The 16,640-nt window shown below is 73.4% G+C and carries 15 protein-coding genes, 1 tRNA gene and 1 pseudogene; 7 read left to right on the forward strand and 10 right to left on the reverse strand.

The annotated features are described in order from the left end of the window. The 4 genes from OG946_RS15660 to OG946_RS15675 are packed head-to-tail and all read left to right on the forward strand — an operon-like array spanning position 1 to position 3,647. Positions 1-1,233 (forward strand): hypothetical protein, encoded by a 1,233-nt coding sequence (locus OG946_RS15660; RefSeq protein ID WP_326796728.1) that lies wholly within the window; start codon positions 1-3, stop codon positions 1,231-1,233. Between the two features lie 36 nt (positions 1,234-1,269). Continuing rightward, entirely contained in the window at positions 1,270-1,845 is a 576-nt protein-coding gene (locus tag OG946_RS15665) for a Pycsar system effector family protein (protein WP_326796729.1), read from the forward strand. A 33-nt stretch (positions 1,846-1,878) separates the two neighbouring features. Next, positions 1,879-2,367, forward strand: coding sequence for a MarR family winged helix-turn-helix transcriptional regulator (locus tag OG946_RS15670; protein WP_326796730.1), 489 nt, complete (start codon positions 1,879-1,881; stop codon positions 2,365-2,367). Then, positions 2,364-3,647, forward strand: a complete 1,284-nt coding sequence (locus tag OG946_RS15675; RefSeq protein WP_326796731.1) for an MFS transporter — start codon at positions 2,364-2,366, stop codon at positions 3,645-3,647. The genes OG946_RS15670 and OG946_RS15675 overlap by 4 nt, the downstream gene beginning before the upstream one ends. Positions 3,648-3,732: 85 nt before the next feature. On the opposite strand, the gene OG946_RS15680 is transcribed toward OG946_RS15675, so the two are convergent. Continuing rightward, a complete protein-coding gene (locus OG946_RS15680) occupies positions 3,733-4,080 on the reverse strand; it encodes a MerR family transcriptional regulator (RefSeq protein ID WP_326796732.1) in 348 nt (115 codons plus the stop codon). Between the two features lie 64 nt (positions 4,081-4,144). Here OG946_RS15680 and OG946_RS15685 point away from each other — a divergent pair, with 64 nt between their 5' ends. Together OG946_RS15685 and OG946_RS15690 are read left to right on the forward strand one after the other, a co-directional pair. After that, positions 4,145-4,891 carry an SDR family oxidoreductase gene (locus OG946_RS15685; protein WP_326796733.1) on the forward strand — a complete coding sequence of 249 codons (747 nt, stop codon included), beginning with the start codon at positions 4,145-4,147 and terminating at the stop codon, positions 4,889-4,891. A 151-nt stretch (positions 4,892-5,042) separates the two neighbouring features. Further along, positions 5,043-5,384, forward strand: a pseudogene (locus OG946_RS15690) (LLM class flavin-dependent oxidoreductase); the annotation flags it as partial. 94 nt (positions 5,385-5,478) lie between these two features. On the opposite strand, the gene OG946_RS15695 reads toward OG946_RS15690, so the two are convergent. The 5 genes from OG946_RS15695 to OG946_RS15715 all read right to left on the reverse strand — a co-directional run bounded on the left by OG946_RS15695 (position 5,479) and on the right by OG946_RS15715 (position 11,800). Further along, positions 5,479-5,555, reverse strand: a tRNA-Thr gene (locus OG946_RS15695). 80 nt (positions 5,556-5,635) lie between these two features. Next, a complete protein-coding gene (locus tag OG946_RS15700; RefSeq protein WP_326796735.1) occupies positions 5,636-7,231 on the reverse strand; it encodes an alpha/beta hydrolase in 1,596 nt (531 codons plus the stop codon). A gap of 101 nt (positions 7,232-7,332) precedes the next feature. After that, positions 7,333-8,574, reverse strand: coding sequence for a DNA polymerase III subunit delta' (locus tag OG946_RS15705; RefSeq protein WP_326796736.1), 1,242 nt, complete (start codon positions 8,572-8,574; stop codon positions 7,333-7,335). A 77-nt stretch (positions 8,575-8,651) separates the two neighbouring features. Continuing rightward, positions 8,652-10,535: a chaperonin GroEL gene (gene groEL, locus OG946_RS15710; RefSeq protein WP_326796737.1), complete on the reverse strand. Its 1,884-nt coding sequence runs from the start codon at positions 10,533-10,535 to the stop codon at positions 8,652-8,654. Beyond that, complete coding sequence (locus OG946_RS15715; RefSeq protein WP_326796738.1) at positions 10,532-11,800, reverse strand: mannonate dehydratase; 1,269 nt, start codon at positions 11,798-11,800, stop codon at positions 10,532-10,534. The genes groEL and OG946_RS15715 overlap by 4 nt, the downstream gene beginning before the upstream one ends. A 350-nt stretch (positions 11,801-12,150) precedes the next feature. Here OG946_RS15715 and OG946_RS15720 point away from each other — a divergent pair, with 350 nt between their 5' ends. Next, positions 12,151-13,563: a mandelate racemase/muconate lactonizing enzyme family protein gene (locus tag OG946_RS15720; RefSeq protein ID WP_326796739.1), complete on the forward strand. Its 1,413-nt coding sequence runs from the start codon at positions 12,151-12,153 to the stop codon at positions 13,561-13,563. A 116-nt stretch (positions 13,564-13,679) separates the two neighbouring features. On the opposite strand, the gene OG946_RS15725 is transcribed toward OG946_RS15720, so the two are convergent. Genes OG946_RS15725 through OG946_RS15740 form a run of 4 tightly spaced genes read right to left on the reverse strand, consistent with a single transcriptional unit; the run spans position 13,680 to position 16,624 of the window. Then, positions 13,680-14,048, reverse strand: coding sequence for a hypothetical protein (locus OG946_RS15725; protein ID WP_326796740.1), 369 nt, complete (start codon positions 14,046-14,048; stop codon positions 13,680-13,682). Next, entirely contained in the window at positions 14,017-14,859 is an 843-nt protein-coding gene (locus tag OG946_RS15730; protein WP_326796741.1) for an ABC transporter ATP-binding protein, read from the reverse strand. The genes OG946_RS15725 and OG946_RS15730 overlap by 32 nt, the downstream gene beginning before the upstream one ends. Beyond that, positions 14,856-15,776, reverse strand: coding sequence for an ABC transporter permease (locus tag OG946_RS15735; RefSeq protein WP_326796742.1), 921 nt, complete (start codon positions 15,774-15,776; stop codon positions 14,856-14,858). Before OG946_RS15735 ends, OG946_RS15730 begins: the two co-directional genes overlap by 4 nt. Continuing rightward, positions 15,776-16,624 carry an ABC transporter permease gene (locus tag OG946_RS15740; RefSeq protein ID WP_326796743.1) on the reverse strand — a complete coding sequence of 283 codons (849 nt, stop codon included), beginning with the start codon at positions 16,622-16,624 and terminating at the stop codon, positions 15,776-15,778. The genes OG946_RS15735 and OG946_RS15740 overlap by 1 nt, the downstream gene beginning before the upstream one ends. Positions 16,625-16,640 lie beyond the last annotated feature (16 nt).

The following is a 16,640-nucleotide window of genomic DNA, read 5'->3' on the forward strand; positions in this document are numbered from 1 at the left end:
ATGCAGATGACCATCCCGCCCCCACCCGCCCCCGCCCCGCCTCCCGCGCCGGGCCCGCCGCCGATGCCCCACGCGCCCGGACCGGCACCGATACCGGCACCGGTACCCGCGCCCGCACCCGGGCCGCCGCCCGCGCCGGGTGCCGGGAGCGGCCGGCTGACGGGGCTCACCCCCGCCGCCCCGAAGGCGAAGACCACGGCCGACCGGCCCGCCGCCGCCCAGCAGTTGGCCGGCCCGTTCCTGCGCGAGTACCGGCCGGAGTGGCCCTACCGGCACCCCAGCGCCCAGGTCGCGACCGTGCTCTACTACCGCGGCCGGCCGACGCAGACGGTGCACCCCGACGGCGGGGTGCGGTTCCTGCTGCGCTGGTGGTTCCCCCGCCCGTACACCGCCTTCGAGCTGCAACTCGGCTGGCACACCGTGTCGTTCACGGCCGAACTGCCGGCGGCCGAGAACGGCAGGACCTTCCCCGCCGAGGTGGACGTGCGGTGGCAGGTGAGCAATCCGCAGCTCGTGGCGCGGTCGCAGGTCACCGATGTCGCCGCGCTGCTCGTACCGGAGCTGGAGCAGCGGCTGCGCGACGTCTCCCGCGGCTACTCCATCAACAGCGCGGAGGAGGTCCGCGACGCCGTGCGGGCGGAGCTGCGGACACAGCCGCTGGGCAGCCAGTTCGGCCTGGACCTCGACGTGTTCGTCACCATCTCGGTCGACCGGCTGATCCAGGACCACGGCAAGAGCATGGGGCGGGTACTGCACCAGACCGACCTGGAACGGCTCAAGCACGGGCTGCGCGACCTCAGGGACGACAACAAGCGCGAGCTGATCCGCAAGTGGGCCGCCGACTTCCAGGAGGCGGTGGCGAGCGGCGACCACGCGCTGATGGCGCAGATGATGGCGCGCAACCCGAAGGACCTGGCGGAGATCCGGCAGATGTTCCGCAAGGAGCAGCGCAAGGAGCGCCAGGACGGCATGGAGCTGATGTCCCGGCTGATCGACGGCGGGCTCCTCGAACGCTGGGAACTGGGCGACCAGGCCATGGTGGTCGTCGAGTTCCTGCGGTCCGGCACGCGGCACGTCACGTCGGACTCGCTGCCGCAGTTGACGGGCGGGGGCACGGGGACAGGGCCCAGCCTGTACTGGCAGGCGGCGGGCGACGACGGCGGGGAGGCCGCGGAGGCCCCCGAGGCACCCGAGGCACCCGAGCCGCCCGAGGGGACCGAGGGGACCGACTGACCGACCGACTGAGAGACGAGACGGGAGGCGGGGACGATGCCGGCCCCGGACACCGCACCGCAGCATCCACCGTCCGCGGCCGCCGCGGGGGCGCCGCCGCCGGACCCGCCGCCGGACCCGCCGCCCGTCCCGCCGTCCGTCTCCCCGCTCTCCGAGCCGGGCCCCCGCTACGTCGCCGAGCGGCTGCTCACCACCCTGCGCGAGGAGATCGCGCGGGCCGACACCAAGGCGGCGGTCCTGCTGTCGAGCAGCGTGGCCCTGCCCGCGCTCGCGGTCCCGGCCGTGCGCGCGGGCGTCGGCTCGGGCCCGGTGGGCGTGGCCGGGGTGGTGCTGTGGCTGGCAGGTATCGCGATGCTGGCCATCGTCACCCTGCCCCGTACCCGACCGGGCCGCCCGGGCGCAGGACCGTCGCCGACGGCGCTCCACCGCGGCCCCGGCCGGGACGACGCGACGGCGGCGGTGCTCGCGGCGGGGCGGGACCCGGGGCGCTGGCTGCTGGAGCAGTCGTACGACCTGGGGGCGATCCTGGCGGCGAAGTACCGCTGGATGCGGTGGGCCGTGGGGTGCCTGGTGGCGGGAGGAGCGGTGATCGCGGCGACGGCGCTGCTCTGAAGACAGTTACCACAGCACTGTTATATTAGCGCTGTGACATCTACGGACCCCACCAAGCTGCCCGACCCCTGGCAGTCCCTGCACACGCTCCTCGCCGGCCTCGACGCCGAGATCGAGCAGGTCTACGCCGACCGCGGCATCAAGGGCGTACGCCCGCGCTTCGCGTATCCGCTGATCCGGCTCGCCCACACCGGGCCCCTGACCATCCGCGAGCTGGCCGAGTCCCTGCACCGCTCCCACTCCGCGATCAGCCAGACCATCGCCGCCATGCGCAAGGAGGACCTGGTCACCTCCGAGCCGGGGCCCGACGCCCGTACCCGGCGGATCGAGCTGACCGAACGCGGCCGGTCGCTCGTCCCGTTCCTGGAGGCGGAGTGGCGCGCGACGCACGCGGCGGTCGCCGAGCTGAACGACGTGCTGCCGTACGCGATGACCGCGGTGGTCGAGGACGTACGGGCGGCGCTGGCGGACCGGTCGATGCGCGAGCGCATCGAGGACCACCTCGTCGAGCCACCCCGATGAGCCGGCGCGTCCGCTTCCTCGACACCCGCCCGCTGCGCAGCAGTCCCCCGTACCGTGCCCTGTGGATAGGCACGTCGGCCTCCCAACTCGGCGCCCAGATCACCCTCGTGGCCGTACTCGCCCAGGTCTGGGACCTGACGGGCAGCCCCGTCGGCACCGGCGCCATCGGCCTGGCCACCGGCGTGCCGATGGTCCTCTTCGGCCTCCTCGGCGGCACCCTGGCCGACACCGTGGACCGCCGCACGCTCGTACGGGCCACGACGGCGGGCCAGTTGCTGGCCGCGGGCGCCCTGTGCGCCCAGGCGCTGGCCGACAACAGGAACGTCGTCCTCCTGCTCGCCCTGGTCGCCCTCAGCACCGCCTTCGCCGCCCTCGGCGCCCCCGCCCGGCGCACCTTCCCGGTCCGCCTGCTGCCGGCCGACCAGGTCGCGGCGGGCCTGGCGCTGAACAACGTCTCCTTCCAGTTCGCGATGCTCGCGGGGCCGGCGACGGCCGGGCTGATCATCGCCCGCTGGGACCTCCCCGCCGCGTACGCCACCCAGGCCGCGGCGATCGCCGTCGCGATGGCGGCCGTCTTCCGCCTCCCCTCGATGCGCCCCGAGGGCGTACGCGCGAAGGGCGGCAGACGGCGGGCGGAACGCGGCGGCTGGCGCATCGTCCTGCGCCGCCACACGCTGTGGGGCTCGCTGGCCACCGACCTGTCCGCCACGCTCCTCGCGATGCCCGTCGCGCTCTTCCCCCTCGTCAACGAGGTCCGCTTCGATGGCGACCCGCAGACCCTCGGCCTCTTCCTCTCCGCCGTCGCGGTCGGCGGCATCACGGCGGGGCTGCTCTCCGGCACGGTCACCCGCGTCCACCGCGGCGGCCTGGTCCAACTCACCGCGGCCGCGGTCTGGGGCCTGGCCCTCGCCTGCTTCGGCCTGGCAGGACCCCTCTGGCTGGCCCTCGCCTGCCTCGCCGTGGCGGGCGCCGCCGACACGGTCTCGGTCGTCACCCGCAGCGCCCTGGTCCAGCTCGAAACGCCGGACGCCTACCGCGGCCGGGTCTCCTCGGTGGAACACGTCATCGGCGTGGCAGGACCCGAACTCGGCAACTTCCGCGGCGGCCTCGTCGCCTCCGCCACCTCGGCGACCGTCTCCCTGGTCACGGGCGGCCTGGCCGCGGTGGCGGCGATAGCGGCGATAGCCGCCACCAACACCCCCCTCAGGGCCTACCGCACCCCGCCGGCGGAAGCGGAACCCCCGGCCGCGCCGGAAGCCGCCGCCCAGCCGGCCTCGTGACCGTCCTCCTCAGCCGGCGGCGGCGTAGAAGGCGTGGGCGGCGGGGGTGAAGGGCCGGGGCTGATCCGGCGCGGTCGGCGCCGGGTCAGCCCCGCCGCTCCGCGGCGGCCGCGACGATCTCGTCGAGGCGGGCGAGGGCGGCGGTGTACTCGTCTATCTGCTGCCTGATCCGGGCCCGTTCGGCGTCGAGCATGGCGCGCTGCTCGCCGGTCGTGGTGCCGGTGTCGACGCAGGGGAGCAGTTCGGCGATGCGGCGGCTGGGCAGCCCGGCCGCGTAGAGCTGCTGGAAGAAGCGGACCCGGTCGACGGTGTCGTCGGCGTACTGGCGCTGCCCGCCGGGGCTGCGGGTGGGCGTGAGGAGCCCCTGCTCCTCGTAGTAGCGCAGCGCCCGGACGCTCACTCCGGAGCGCCTGGCGACCTCTCCGATCCGCACGGGCACCCCTCTCTTCAACACAGGACTTGCACCTGACGTCAACGGTAGGTCTTAGCGTACCGGCATGACCACACCGAACACCCACCCCTCCCCCGGCCTCCGCCTCAAGGGCGCGGTCGCCCTGGTGACCGGCGCCAACCGCGGCCTGGGCCGCCTCTTCGCCCAGCAGCTCCTGGAACGCGGCGCCACCCGCGTCTACGCAGCGGCCAGACGCCCGGAGTCGGTCGACCTCCCCGGCGCCGTACCGCTGCGGCTGGACGTCACCGACCCCGCCGAGGCGGCGGCCGCCGCCGACGCGGCGGGCGACGTGACGCTCGTGGTGAACAACGCGGGAGTCAGCCACTGGACCGACCTCGTCACCGGCGACCTCGCCGCCGTACGCGCGGAGATGGAGACCAACTTCTGGGGCACCCTCAACGTCGTACGCGCCTTCGCCCCGGCCCTGGCGGCCAACGGCGGCGGCGCGATCCTCAACGTCCTGTCCGCACAGTCCTGGTTCGCCTACCCGGGCACCAACGGCTACCACGCCTCCAAAGCCGCCCAGTGGGCCCTGACCAACGCCGTCCGCATGGAGCTGGCAGCACAGAACACCCTGGTCACCGCCCTCCATCTGGGCGCGGTGGACACCGACTTCAGCTCCGCCTACACCGGCCCCAAGGGCGCCCCGGCCCCGGTCGCCCGGGCCGGGCTGGACGGCATCGAGGCGGGCGAGGCCGAGGTCCTGGCCGACGCCTGGAGCACCCACGTCAAGAAGTCCCTGGCCGAGGACCCCACCCGCCTCTACGACGAGATCCGCGCCGGCATCGTCTGACCGGTCCGCGGATGGCGAGGGCGCCGGCATCCGCGATCCGGACCGACCGGGTGAGCCAGGCAACTCCCGGCCCGCGGGTAGGAGCCAGTCCGGTCGGATCCTCGTGGCCGGGAGGCTGGATGCGTGCAGGAGTCGTGGTCGCCGCGCACCCGACGCGGCCCGGGACGCTGCCGGCCACCTCGTCATGTCGCTGCTGGCCTTCGCCGCCGACACCCCGGACGTCACCGGGCACCTCGGCCCCGACGAACGCGAGGCGGTACGCCGTCTCCTGCACCGCCGCGGCACCACCGCCACCGCACCGGACCGGTACACCCAGCTCTACCCCGGCTACCTCTGCCGCATCGCACCGCAGGACCGGGACCTGATCCTGCCCTCACTGATGCACACCCTGGCCCTCGTCGGCACCCGCGACGACCTCCTCGCCCGCATCACGTCCCTGGAACAGGCGGGGATCGACGAACTCCTCATCCAGCCGGTGATCGACCCAACCTGAGACCAGGAGCACCCAGGCGGCCTGCACGCGCCGCCGACGTCGCATCGGGGGATAAGAAAACCCCAGCTCAGAGAGATTCTGAGCTGGGGTTCGGTGGAGCCGCCTAAGGGAATCGAACCCTTGACCTACGCATTACGAGTGCGTCGCTCTGGCCGACTGAGCTAAGGCGGCAGGTTGCGGGCCGGGGCCCTGGCAACGGCGACAAGTTTACACAGTCCCCCGGGGTCCTCCGCACGCGGTTTGGGAGTGGGCTACCGGCAGCGCTTGCCGTCCTTGGGTGGGGTGCCTGCCAGGAGGAAGGTGCCGACCGCGTCGTCGATGCAGCCGTTGCCCCTCGCGTACGCCGTGTGGCCGTCGCCCTCGTACGTCAGCAGCACGCCCTCCTTGAGCTGGGCCGCCAGGCTCTCCGCCCAGACGTACGGGGTCGCCGGGTCGCGGGTGGTGCCGACCACCAGGATCGGGTTCGTGCCCGCGGCCTCGATGCGGTTGGCTTCGCCGGTGGCGGTGACGGGCCAGTCGGCGCAGTTCAGGGCGGCCCAGGCGAAGTCGCGGCCGAAGACCGGGGAGTCCGCCTCGAAGTCCGGGACCAGCTTCTCGACGTCCGCCGGGGTCTCGAAGGGGGGCGGCTGGTCGATGCAGTTCACGGCGGCGAAGCCGTACATCATGCTGCCGTACGAGCCGTCCGGCTCGCGTTCGAAGTACATGTCCGCCAGCGCCAGCAGCCCGCTGCCGTCCTTGCGCTCCATCGCGTCCGTCAGCGAGTCGCGGAGCTGCGGCCAGAAGTCCTCCTGGTACATCGCCATCAGCACGCCCATCGTCGCCAGCGGCTCGCCCAGCTTCCGCTTCTCGCCGGTCGGCACCGGCTTCGCGTCGAGGCGGTCCAGGAAGTCGCGGAGCTGCGTGCCCGCGTCCTCGGCGCTGCCCGTGCCCAGCGGGCAGTCGGAGCGCTGGACGCAGTCCTCGGCGAAGGAGTCGAAGGCGGTGGTGAAGCCGGCGTTCTGGTCGAGGTTCAGTTGCCGGGAGGTGAGGGACGGGTCCATCGCGCCGTCGAGGACCAGGCGGCCGGCGCGCTGCGGGAAGAGGCCCGCGTAGGTGGCGCCGAGCATCGTGCCGTACGAGGCGCCGACGTACGTCAGCTTCTCGTCGCCGAGGACGCCGCGGAAGACGTCCATGTCCCGGGCCGCCTCCTCCGTCGAGACATGGCCCAGCAGGTCGCCCGCGCGCTTCGCGCAGCCCTGGGCGAAGCGGTCGAACGACGCGGTCAGCGCCTCGACCTCGCGCTCGTCGTCGGGCGTCTGGTCGACCTGGGTGTGCGCCTCGAACTCCTTGTCCGTCAGGCACTTCACCGGCTGGCTGCTGCCCACGCCGCGGGGGTCCATCGCCACGATGTCGTACCGGGCCCGGACGCCCGCCGGGTATCCGATGCCCGCGAAGTTCTGCAGGAACTCGATCGCCGACGCGCCCGGGCCGCCCGGGTTCACGTGCAGCGAGCCCAGGCGCTCGCCGGGGTTCTCGGCCTGCTTGCGGGTCACCGCCAGCTTCAGGTCCCCGCCGTCCGGCTCGGCGTAGTCCATCGGTACACGCAGCGTCGCGCAGTCGAAGCCGGGGGAGTCGCACTCGCTCCAGCGCAGCTTCTGCTCGTAGTACGGCTTGAGGTCCGCGGGGATCTTCGCCGGGAGCGGTTGGAGCACCTTGCTGACGCTGCCGGCGCGGGCGGCGTCGGCGCCGCTGCCGCCGGTGTCCGTACCGCCGTCGTCGGATCCGGCGGAGTCACACCCGGCGGCGCCGATCAGCACCAGCAGCGCGGTGACGGGCGCGGCCGTACGGAACAGGCTGCGGAATTCCATGCGCCTGAGCGTAACCGCTGGGGGCGGGGCCTCCACCCGGTCACCCTCTCCCCGTACGAGTGACGTGGGCTGGGCCGGGGCGGCGTGCCGCTTCCCGTTTTCTACGGTTTGCGCAGCGTCACCGTCATCGCCTCCAGCGCCAGCAGCGGCGCCACGTTCCGCTCCAGCGCGTCCCGGCACTCCATGATCGCGTCGATCCGCCGCAGCGTCATCTCCGCGCTGCTGTCCTCCGCGATCCGCCGCAGCCCGTCCCCCACGTCCGCGCACGGCAGCAGCGAGGCGTCGGCCACCGCGCCGAGCTGGAGCGCGAGCACGTCCCGGTAGAAACCCGCGAGGTCGGTGAGGGCCAGGTCGAGGCTGTCGCGCTGGCTGCGCGTCGCCCGGCGCTTCTGGCGCTCCTGGAGGTCCTTCATCACGCCCGCCGTACCGCGCGGCATCCGGCCGCCGGGCTGCGCGCCGAGCGCCGTGCGCATCTCCTCCGTCTCCTGCTCGTCCAGCTCCTCGGCCCGCTCCTTCGCCGCGTCCGCCGCGACCTCGACCAGCTCCTGCGCCGCGCGCAGGCAGCCGCCGATGTCGTCGACGCGCAGCGGTATCCGCAGCACCGCCGCCCGGCGTTCGCGGGCGCGGTCGTCGGTGGCCAGGCGGCGGGCCCGGTCGAGGTGGCCGCCGGCGGCGCGGGCGGCGGACTCGGCGACCGCGGGGGTGATGCCGTCGCGCTGGACGAGGACGGCGGCGACCGCCGCGACCGCGGGGGTGCTGAGGGAGAGGTGGCGGCAGCGGGAGCGGATCGTGGGCAGCACGTCCTCCAGCGACGGGGCGCAGAGCAGCCACACCGTGCGCGGGGCGGGCTCCTCGATGGCCTTCAGCAGGACGTTGCCCGCGCCTTCCGTGAGGCGGTCGGCGTCCTCGACGACGATGACCTGCCAGCGGCCGCCGGAGGGGGCGAGCTGGGCGCGGCGGACCAGCTCGCGGGTCTCCTTGACGCCGATGGTGAGCAGGTCGGTGGCGACGACGCTGACGTCCGCGTGGGTGCCGACGAGGGCGGTGTGGCAGCCGTCGCAGAAGCCGCACCCGGGGCCGGCGGACGCGCGGTCCGGGCTGACGCACTGGAGGGCGGCGGCGAACGCGCGGGCCGCCGTCGCCCGGCCGGCGCCCGGCGGTCCGGTGAACAGCCAGGCGTGCGTCATCGCGGATCTGGAGAGCGGCGCGGCAGCGTCTGCGGGGCGGCTGCCGGGGGCGGCGGTGCCGGCTTCCGCCGTGACCCGGGCGTCGGCGGCGCGGGCGGCGGCGGCCAACTGATCGCCGACCCGCTGCTGCCCGACCAGCTCGTCCCACACCGCCATGGCACCGTCCTTCCGTCGTCCGCCGACCATTGTGCTGCACGCCACTGACAGCCGGCCGCCGGTCGCTCCCCCGTCCCTCAGTGGTGGTGCCCGTGCTGGTGGCCCTTGCCGTGGCCCTTGCCGTGGTGGTGGCCGTGGCCCCGGCGGCGCCAGCTGATCGCGTCCGGGTCGCGCGGCGCCCGGTCGACCACCAGGGCGCCCGCGGTCAGCATCAGCCCCGCCACGGAGGCGGCGTTCTCCAGCGCGGTACGGGGCACGCGGACCGGGTCGAGGACGCCGGCCGCCGGCAGATCGCCGTACGTACCGGTGTCCGCGTTCCAGCCGTGCCCCGGCGGGAGGGCGTCCGTCTCGGCGACGACCCGGGCGCCGTCCGCGCCCGCGTTGTCGGCGAGCTGCCGCAGCGGAGCGGTGAGGGCGGCCCGTACGGCCAGGGCCCCCGCCCGCTCGTCGGCGGACAGGGCGCGGGCGGGGGTCTCCCCCGTATCCGTCGCCGCGGTCGCGGTCCCCGCGGTCGCGGTCCCCGCGGTCGTCGCGGATCCGGTACGGGCCACGCCCCCCGGCCCCGTACCGCCCAGCAGCGCGTCCACCGCCCCCCGCGCACCCGCCAGCCCCGTGCCGCCGCCCGGCGTGACGCCCTCCGCGAGCGCCGCCCGTACCGCCGCCACCGCCCCCGCGACGCGCTCCCGGCGCTCCGCCCGCTCCGGGTCCGTGGCGCCGCCGACCCGCAGCACCGCCACCCCGCCCGTCAGCCGGGCCAGCCGCAGCTCCAGCACCTCCCGGTCGAAGTCGGACGCCGCCTCGGCCAGCGCGTACTCCAGGTGCGCCACCCGCCGCGCCACCGCCTCCGCGGCGCCCGCGCCCCGCGACACCGTCGTCGTCCGCCTCGTCACCACGACCCGCTCCGCACGCCCCAGCGACGGCAGCTCCGTGTCGCGCAGCAGCATCCCCTTCTCCGGCAGCACCACCTCCGCCCCCGTCAGCGCCGCCAGGTCCTCCAGGTGTGCCAGCCGCCGCGTGCCCAGCGCCGGTGCGGGGACGGCCGCGGAGAGGAGCGTGCCGCGCAGGCGGTTGGCGACCAGCGCCGCGAGCGCGTCCTGCTGCACGGAGTCCGCGACGACCAGCAGCGGGCGCCCGGTGGCCGCGACCCGCTCCATGACCGGCAGCAGGTCGCCGGGCCCGGCGACGCGCCCGTGGTGCAGCAGGATGTACGGGTCCTCCAGCACCGCCGTGCCCTGCTCGGGGTGGGTCATCATGAACGGGCTGAGGAAGCCGCGGTCCAGCCGCAGCCCCTCCGTGAACTCCAGCTCCACGCCCGCCACATGCGCCTCCTCCACGGAGATCGCCGCGTTCCGCCCGGCCTTGGCGAAGGCGCGGGCGACCAGCTCGCCCAGCTCGGGGTCGCGGGCCGCCGCGGCGGCGACCCGCGCGGTGTCCTGCTCGCCGTCGACGGCGCGGGCGGTGGCGGTCAGGTGCGCGACGGCCGCCGCCGCGGCGGCGTCGAGGCCGCGGCGTACGGCGACGGGATCGGCCCCGGCGGTCACCGCGCGCAGCCCGGCCTCGAACAGCGCCCGGGTGAGCACGATGGTCGTCGTCGTGCCGTCGCCCGCGGCGCGGCGGGTGCGGGTGGCGGCCTGGCGGACGAGGGAGGCGCCGAGGTTCGCGTACGGGTCGGAGAGCCGGACGGCGTCGGCGACGGTGGCGCCGTCGCGGGTGGCCACGGGGCCGGAGGCGGCGCCGGCCCCGCCGCCGGCGCCCTCGGCACCCGCCCGGGAACCGGATCCGGAACCGGAACCGCCGGCCCCGGACCGGCCGCTACGGGAGCCGGCCGACCCCGGCCCCGTACCGCCCAGCACCACCAGCCGCCCCCGCGGCCCCAGCGTGACCCGGGCCGCGTCCGCCACCGCGGCGACGCCGCGGCGCAGCGCGGCCCGCGCCGCGTCCTCGAAGAGCAGTCCGCTCACTGCTCGTCGTCGTCCCCGCGACCGAACCGGCCCCGCTCCATGATCAGCGCTGCCTGCATCATCGCCCGCGCGTAGCCGGTGTCGTACAGCTCCATGCCGTGGCCGCCGCCGCCCACGTCCTTGTACTGGTTGCTCTGGTCCGACCCGTTCTCCCGGTCGAAGTCGTTCGCGCGCGGGTGCTCGGCGAGGATGCCGCGCGGGTAGCCGGCGCGGACGAGCTGGCGCATGAAGCCGAACATGTCGGTCTCGCCGGTGTCCGGGAACACCTCGGCGTACTTCACCTGCGGCTCGTCCACGCGCACGTTGCGGTAGTGGATGTGGTTGACCCGGTCCTTGGCGCTCATCCAGCGCAGGAATTCGACGGAGTCGAAGCCGACCTCGGCGGTCACGCCCGCGTGCACGGTCATGCCGTTCGACGGGCTGTCGACCGTCTCGACCATCCGCTTCCAGTCCGCGACCGAGCCCATGATCTGCGGGTTGCCGCGGCTGATCGCGGCGGGCGGGTCGTTGGGGTGCACGGCCATGCGCACGCCCGCCTCCTCGGCGACGGGCATGACCTCGCGCAGGAAGTGCTCGTAGTGCTCCCAGAGTTCGTCGCGGGTGAACGCGGGCACGCCGTCGGGGCGCGGAAGGTCGCGGACCTTGACGCCGTCCACCTCGTGGTCGAGGTCGAAGGCGGTGTAACCGGCGCCGATGCGGTCGGTCTCGTCGATCTCCTCGTAGTAGCCCTCCTTCAACCGGTGGACGTACCAGTTGTATTCGACGACGTCGATGCCCGCCTCCCCCGCGGCCCGCAGCGAGGTCTTCATGTCCTCGATGGCCTGGTCCCGGCCGTCCTCGCCGCGTACCACCGAATCCGGGGCGCTGATGAGGTACGCGGTGACGTGCATCCCCATGTCCTCGACGCGCTCGCGGTCGGCGCGCAGTTCTGCGGCGTCCCAGGGGACGGGGGGCACGTCGGTGACGAGCGCGCCGGTGATGCCGGCCTGCCGCCAGCGGCGCACGGTGGCCTCGCTGGGCCTGCGGGACATCCACTGGCAGAGCTTGGGGGTGTCGGGTCCTTCGCGGACGTCGTCGGGCCAGTTCAACTGCGGGAACGGGGCGTCGCCGCCGGGGCCGTCGCCGGGCCGGCTGCCGCCGCCCGGGGCGGCGAACGCCGGGGCCGCGGCGCCGGCCGAGGCGCCGATCGCGGCGGCTGCCGCGGCGGTCGAGCCGCGTTTGAGGAACGAGCGGCGCGAACTGCCGTCGTGCGCGGGGGATTCCATACGTCACCTTCGCTTTCAGTGCTCTGCCGGCTGCCTGATGCTGCGGTAGTGCGTCCTGCGTGGTGCGTCGTACGCCGTTCGTCGTGCATGGTACGTACAGCTCGTGGGCGCACGTGGTGCGTCGTGACACAGGGGGGGTTGGGCGCAGCGTACGTACGCAAGTCCCCGGCCGTTAAGGGCGTGTTGCGTATACGCCCATTCGCGAAGCGAATCCAGCGGTCACCCCTGCGGCCATTCGCTTTCCTGATGAATGCATACGGAAACTAACGCTGCGGAACCGCTCCCACGCCTCGGGTCCCGCCCCTATGGTGATCCCGCAGAATTCCCGGAATCCTTACGGAGGACCCCCCATGCAGGAATCCGAGAACCGCCCCGCCAAGCGTTCCAGGCGCACCGTACTGGGACTTGGGGCAGCCGCCGCCACGGGTGGCCTCGGGCTCGGCGCACTCGCATTCCGACCGGCGGAAGAACAGGTCGAGTTCCTCACCCAGAAAGTCAGCAGGGCGTCGAAGCCGAGCAAGCTGAAGATCACGGATCTGCGGATGGCGGTGCTGGAGGGCGTACCGTTCACCAGCCCGATCGTCCGCATCGAGACCAACCAGGGCATCTCCGGCTGGGGCGAGGTGCGCGACGACGCCGACAAGCGCTACGCGCTGGAGCTGAAGAGCCGGCTCCTCGGCGAGAATCCGTGCAACGTCGAGATGCTCTTCACACGCCTCAAGCAGTTCGGCAACCACGGCCGCCGCGGCGGCGGCGTCTCGGGTGTCGAGATGGCGCTGTGGGATCTGGCGGGCAAGGCGTACGGCGTGCCGGTGTTCCAGATGCTCGGCGGCGCGTACCGCAGAAAGATACGCCTCTACACCGACACCACCGAGTCCGAGGACCCGAAGGTCTACGCGCAGCGCATGAAAGAGCGCGTCGAGATGGGCTTCACCTTCCTCAAGATGGACCTCGGCCTGGAAATCGTGCAGGACCTGCCGGGCGCGGTCGTCGGCAAGAGCCTCTACGACGGCAACCTCCAGCAGTACGACGGCACACCCGGCGGCTACGGCATGACCGAGCACGGCCTCACCATGGTGCAGATCACCGACAAGGGGCTGGACGCCATGGCGGAGTACGTGGAGGCGGTGCGGGACGCCGTCGGCTACGACATCCCCATGGGCATGGATCACTTCGGCCACTTCGACGTCAACACCGCGATCCGGCTGGCGAACCGCTTCGAGCGCTACAACCTCGCCTGGCTGGAGGACCTGGTGCCGTGGTTCCGCACCGGCGACTGGAAGGAGATCACGAAGGCCGTCAACGTCCCCACCATGACCGGTGAGGACATGTACGGCCTGGAGTCGTTCCGCGCCCTCGTCGACGAGGGCGCCGTCGACCTGATCCAGCCCGACCCCGCGACCGCCGGCGGCATCCTGGAGACCAAGCGCATCGGCGACTACGCGCGCGAGCAGGGCATGGCGATGCCGCTGCACTACGCGGGCTCGCCGATCGGCGCGATGGCCAGCGCGCACATCGCCGCCGCCACCGAGAACTTCGTCTGCCTGGAATACCACGCCAGCGACGTGAAGTTCTGGAACGACCTCATCGCGGGCGGCGAGCCGCTGCTCAAGGACGGCTTCTACCACGTGACCGACGCACCGGGTCTCGGCGTGGAGCTGGACGAGAAGGAGATGGCCAAGCACCTGGCCGAGGGCGAGAAGCTGTTCGCGCCGACGAAGGAGTGGAACGAGACCCCGGCCTGGGACCGCACCTGGAGCTGAGCCCGGAAGGCCCGGACGGCCCGGACGGCCCGGACGGCCCGGACGGCAAGGAGCCCGTACGCACCCGACCAGGGTGGTGCGTACGGGCTCCCGGCTTCAGCGCGCGGGGCGCGCGCTCACCGCGGCGCCGGGGTCTCGTCCTCCGGCGGCACGATGCGCTTGATCCAGTACTCCCGCGCCAGCGCGTCCACGCCCGCGGGCGCCACGCCGCGCAGATGCACGACGTTGCCGTCCGTGCCGGCGATCCGGCCGTGCTTCTGCATCCGCAGGATGTGGTACCGCTCCGGCGGGAAGCCCAGCTCGACGTCGGCGGAGAAGCGGCCGCGCATGTCGCGCTCGTCGCCGACCGCCGGGTCGACCTTGCCGCCCGCCTGGACGGTCAGCCAGACCTGGTACGCGACGATGAGCAGGACCAGGATGAGCAGCCGCCGGATCGTGGGACTGCGGACCGCCCTAAACGCCAGCGACTGCCGTTCCGTCGCCATCGGCCGCACCTCCCGCGTCGTCCGTCGCGCCGCCGGCCGCCGCGCCCTCGTCGTCGACGAGCAGCTCGTTGACCCGGTTCGCGATCTCCCGGAACTCCGGCATCTCCAGCGCCGTACGCCACTCCCGCGGCCGCGGCAGGTCGACGGTGACGATCTCCCGTACCCGGCTCGGCCGCTTGGACAGCACCACGATCCGGTCGGAGAGGAACACCGCCTCGTCCACGTCGTGGGTGACGAAGAAGACCGTCGGGTGCCGCTTCTCGAAGATGCGGGTCAGGTCCTCCTGCAGCTTGCGCCGCGTCTGGGCGTCGATGCTGGCGAACGGCTCGTCCATCAGCATCACGGCCGGCTCGTTGGCCAGCACGCGGGCCACGCCCAGGCGCTGCTGCATGCCGCCGGACAGCTCGTGCGGGTACTTGTGCTCGAAGCCGGCGAGCCCGACCAGCTCCAGGAACTCCTTGCCCTTGGCGTCCCGTTCGGCGCGCGGCACGCCCTTCATCCGCAGCCCGAAGACCACGTTGCCCAGCACCGTCTTCCAGGGGAAGAGCGCGTGGCTCTGGAACACCACCCCGCGGTCGGGGCCCGGGCCGCCGACCTCCTGGCCGTCGACGACGACCGAGCCCTCCGTGAGGGGCACGAAGCCGGCGACGATGTTCAGCACGGTCGTCTTGCCGCCGCCGCTCGGGCCGAGCACGGAGACGAACTCGCCCTCGTCCACGCTGAACGAGACGTCGTCGACGGCGGTGACCTCCTCGCCGCTGTACGTGTCGACGTAGGTCTTGTGCAGTCCTGTGATCTCCAGCGCCGTCATCCGTCGGCCTCCAAACTCCGTACCATGCCCCACCGTTCGACGGTGGCGCGCTCGAACGGCGCCAGGACCATGGCGTCGAGCGCGTACCACAGGATTCCCAGCACTGCCATGCCCAGGAACACCTGGCTGATGTCGCCCACCCGGCGGGCGTCGAACATCATGAAGCCGACGCCGCTGGTGCCGACGATGATCTCGGCGGCGACCAGGGCCCGCCAGCCGTAGCCGAGCCCGGTGCGGACGCCGCCCGCCACGGACGGCAGCGCGCCCGGGAGGATGACCTCGAAGAACACCCGCGTCCTGCTCGCGCCGAGGCTGCGCGCCGCGCGCAGCAGCTCGCGCGGCACCTGCTCCACACCCGCGACGACGCTCAGCATCAGCGGGAAGACGATCGTGTAGACGATCACGAAGGTGACCGCGGTGAGGCTGAAGCCGAACCAGACGATCACGATCGGCAGCCAGGCGATGTCGGCGACCGCCTGGAAGAACAGCAGGATCGGCCAGAAGAACCGGCGGACCTTGGCGAACATCGCCACCACGAAGCCCATCGGCAGGCCGATGGCCAGGCCGAAGCCGACGCCGTACGCCAGCCTGGTCAGCGAGTCCGTCAGGTAGCCGGGCAGGATGCCCTTTTCCATCAGGTCGCCGAACTCCTCGACCACCCGCGGCGGGCCGACGAAGAACGCCTCGTCGAACACGCCCATCTCCGCGACCAGCCACCACAGCGCGATGACCGGCACGAACGGGCCGAGGGTGCGGAACGCGGCGCGGCGGGTGAGCCAGAGCCAGACCTTCCGGGCGCGCACCACGCCCGGGCTCGCGCCCCTGCGCGGCCTGCGGCCCGCGGGCGGGCGCCGTACGGGCCCGGCTGCCTTGGCGGAGTTGGTCGTCGCAGCGGTACCAGTCGTGTCCGACGCCATCAGCCCCTCCCTCCGGTCATGCCCCAGCGCTCCACCGTGCGCTTCTCCAGCGGGGCCAGCAGCAGCCGGTCCATCAGCAGCCAGAGCACGCCGATGATGACCATCGAAGCGATGATCACGTCGGTCTGGAAGTACTTCTGCGCCTGGAACAGGGCGTAGCCGAGGCCCGCGTTGCTCGCGATGATCTCCGCGGCGACCAGCCCGCGCCAGCCGTAGCCGAGGCCGACCCGCAGGCCGGTGACGACGCTGGGCAGCGCGCCCGGCAGCAGCACCTCCCAGAACATCCGCAGCCGGCTCGTGCCCATACTGCGCGCGGCGCGCAGCAGTTGGGTCGGGATCTGCCGGACGCCGAGCATCGCGTTGTACGTGATCGCGAAGAACATCGCGTTCCACACGATGAAGATCACGGCCCGGTCGCCGTAGCCGAACCACAGGGTGGCGACGGGGATCCAGGCGATGCCCGCGAGCGCCACGGAGAACCGCAGCAGCGGGGAGAAGAACGCCGACAGCGCCGCGCTGGAGCCCAGCGCGATGCCGAAGGGCAGGGCGGTGGCGATGGCGATCACCGAGCCGATGCCCATGCGGCGCAGGCTCGCGCCGAGGTGGTCGAAGAGCTCGCCGCTGGACCACATGTCGCCCAGCGCCGAGAGCACGTCGCCCACCTGGGGGAAGACCCGCAGCGGCGGATCGGTGATCGCGACGACCACCAGCCACACCACGACGAGCAGCGCGAGCGGGGTGAGGAACCACAGCGCGGAGATCGCGCGCGCGGCCGGGGTGTTGGCCCCGCCGCGCTTGCGCTTGCGCTGCTGCCCCGGCGGCCGGCCGCCCGGCCGCGGTCGCCCCACGCTCGGGGCGGCCGCG

It is taken from the genome of Streptomyces sp. NBC_01808 (assembly GCF_035917395.1).
Taxonomy (GTDB): Bacteria; Actinomycetota; Actinomycetes; order Streptomycetales; family Streptomycetaceae; genus Streptomyces.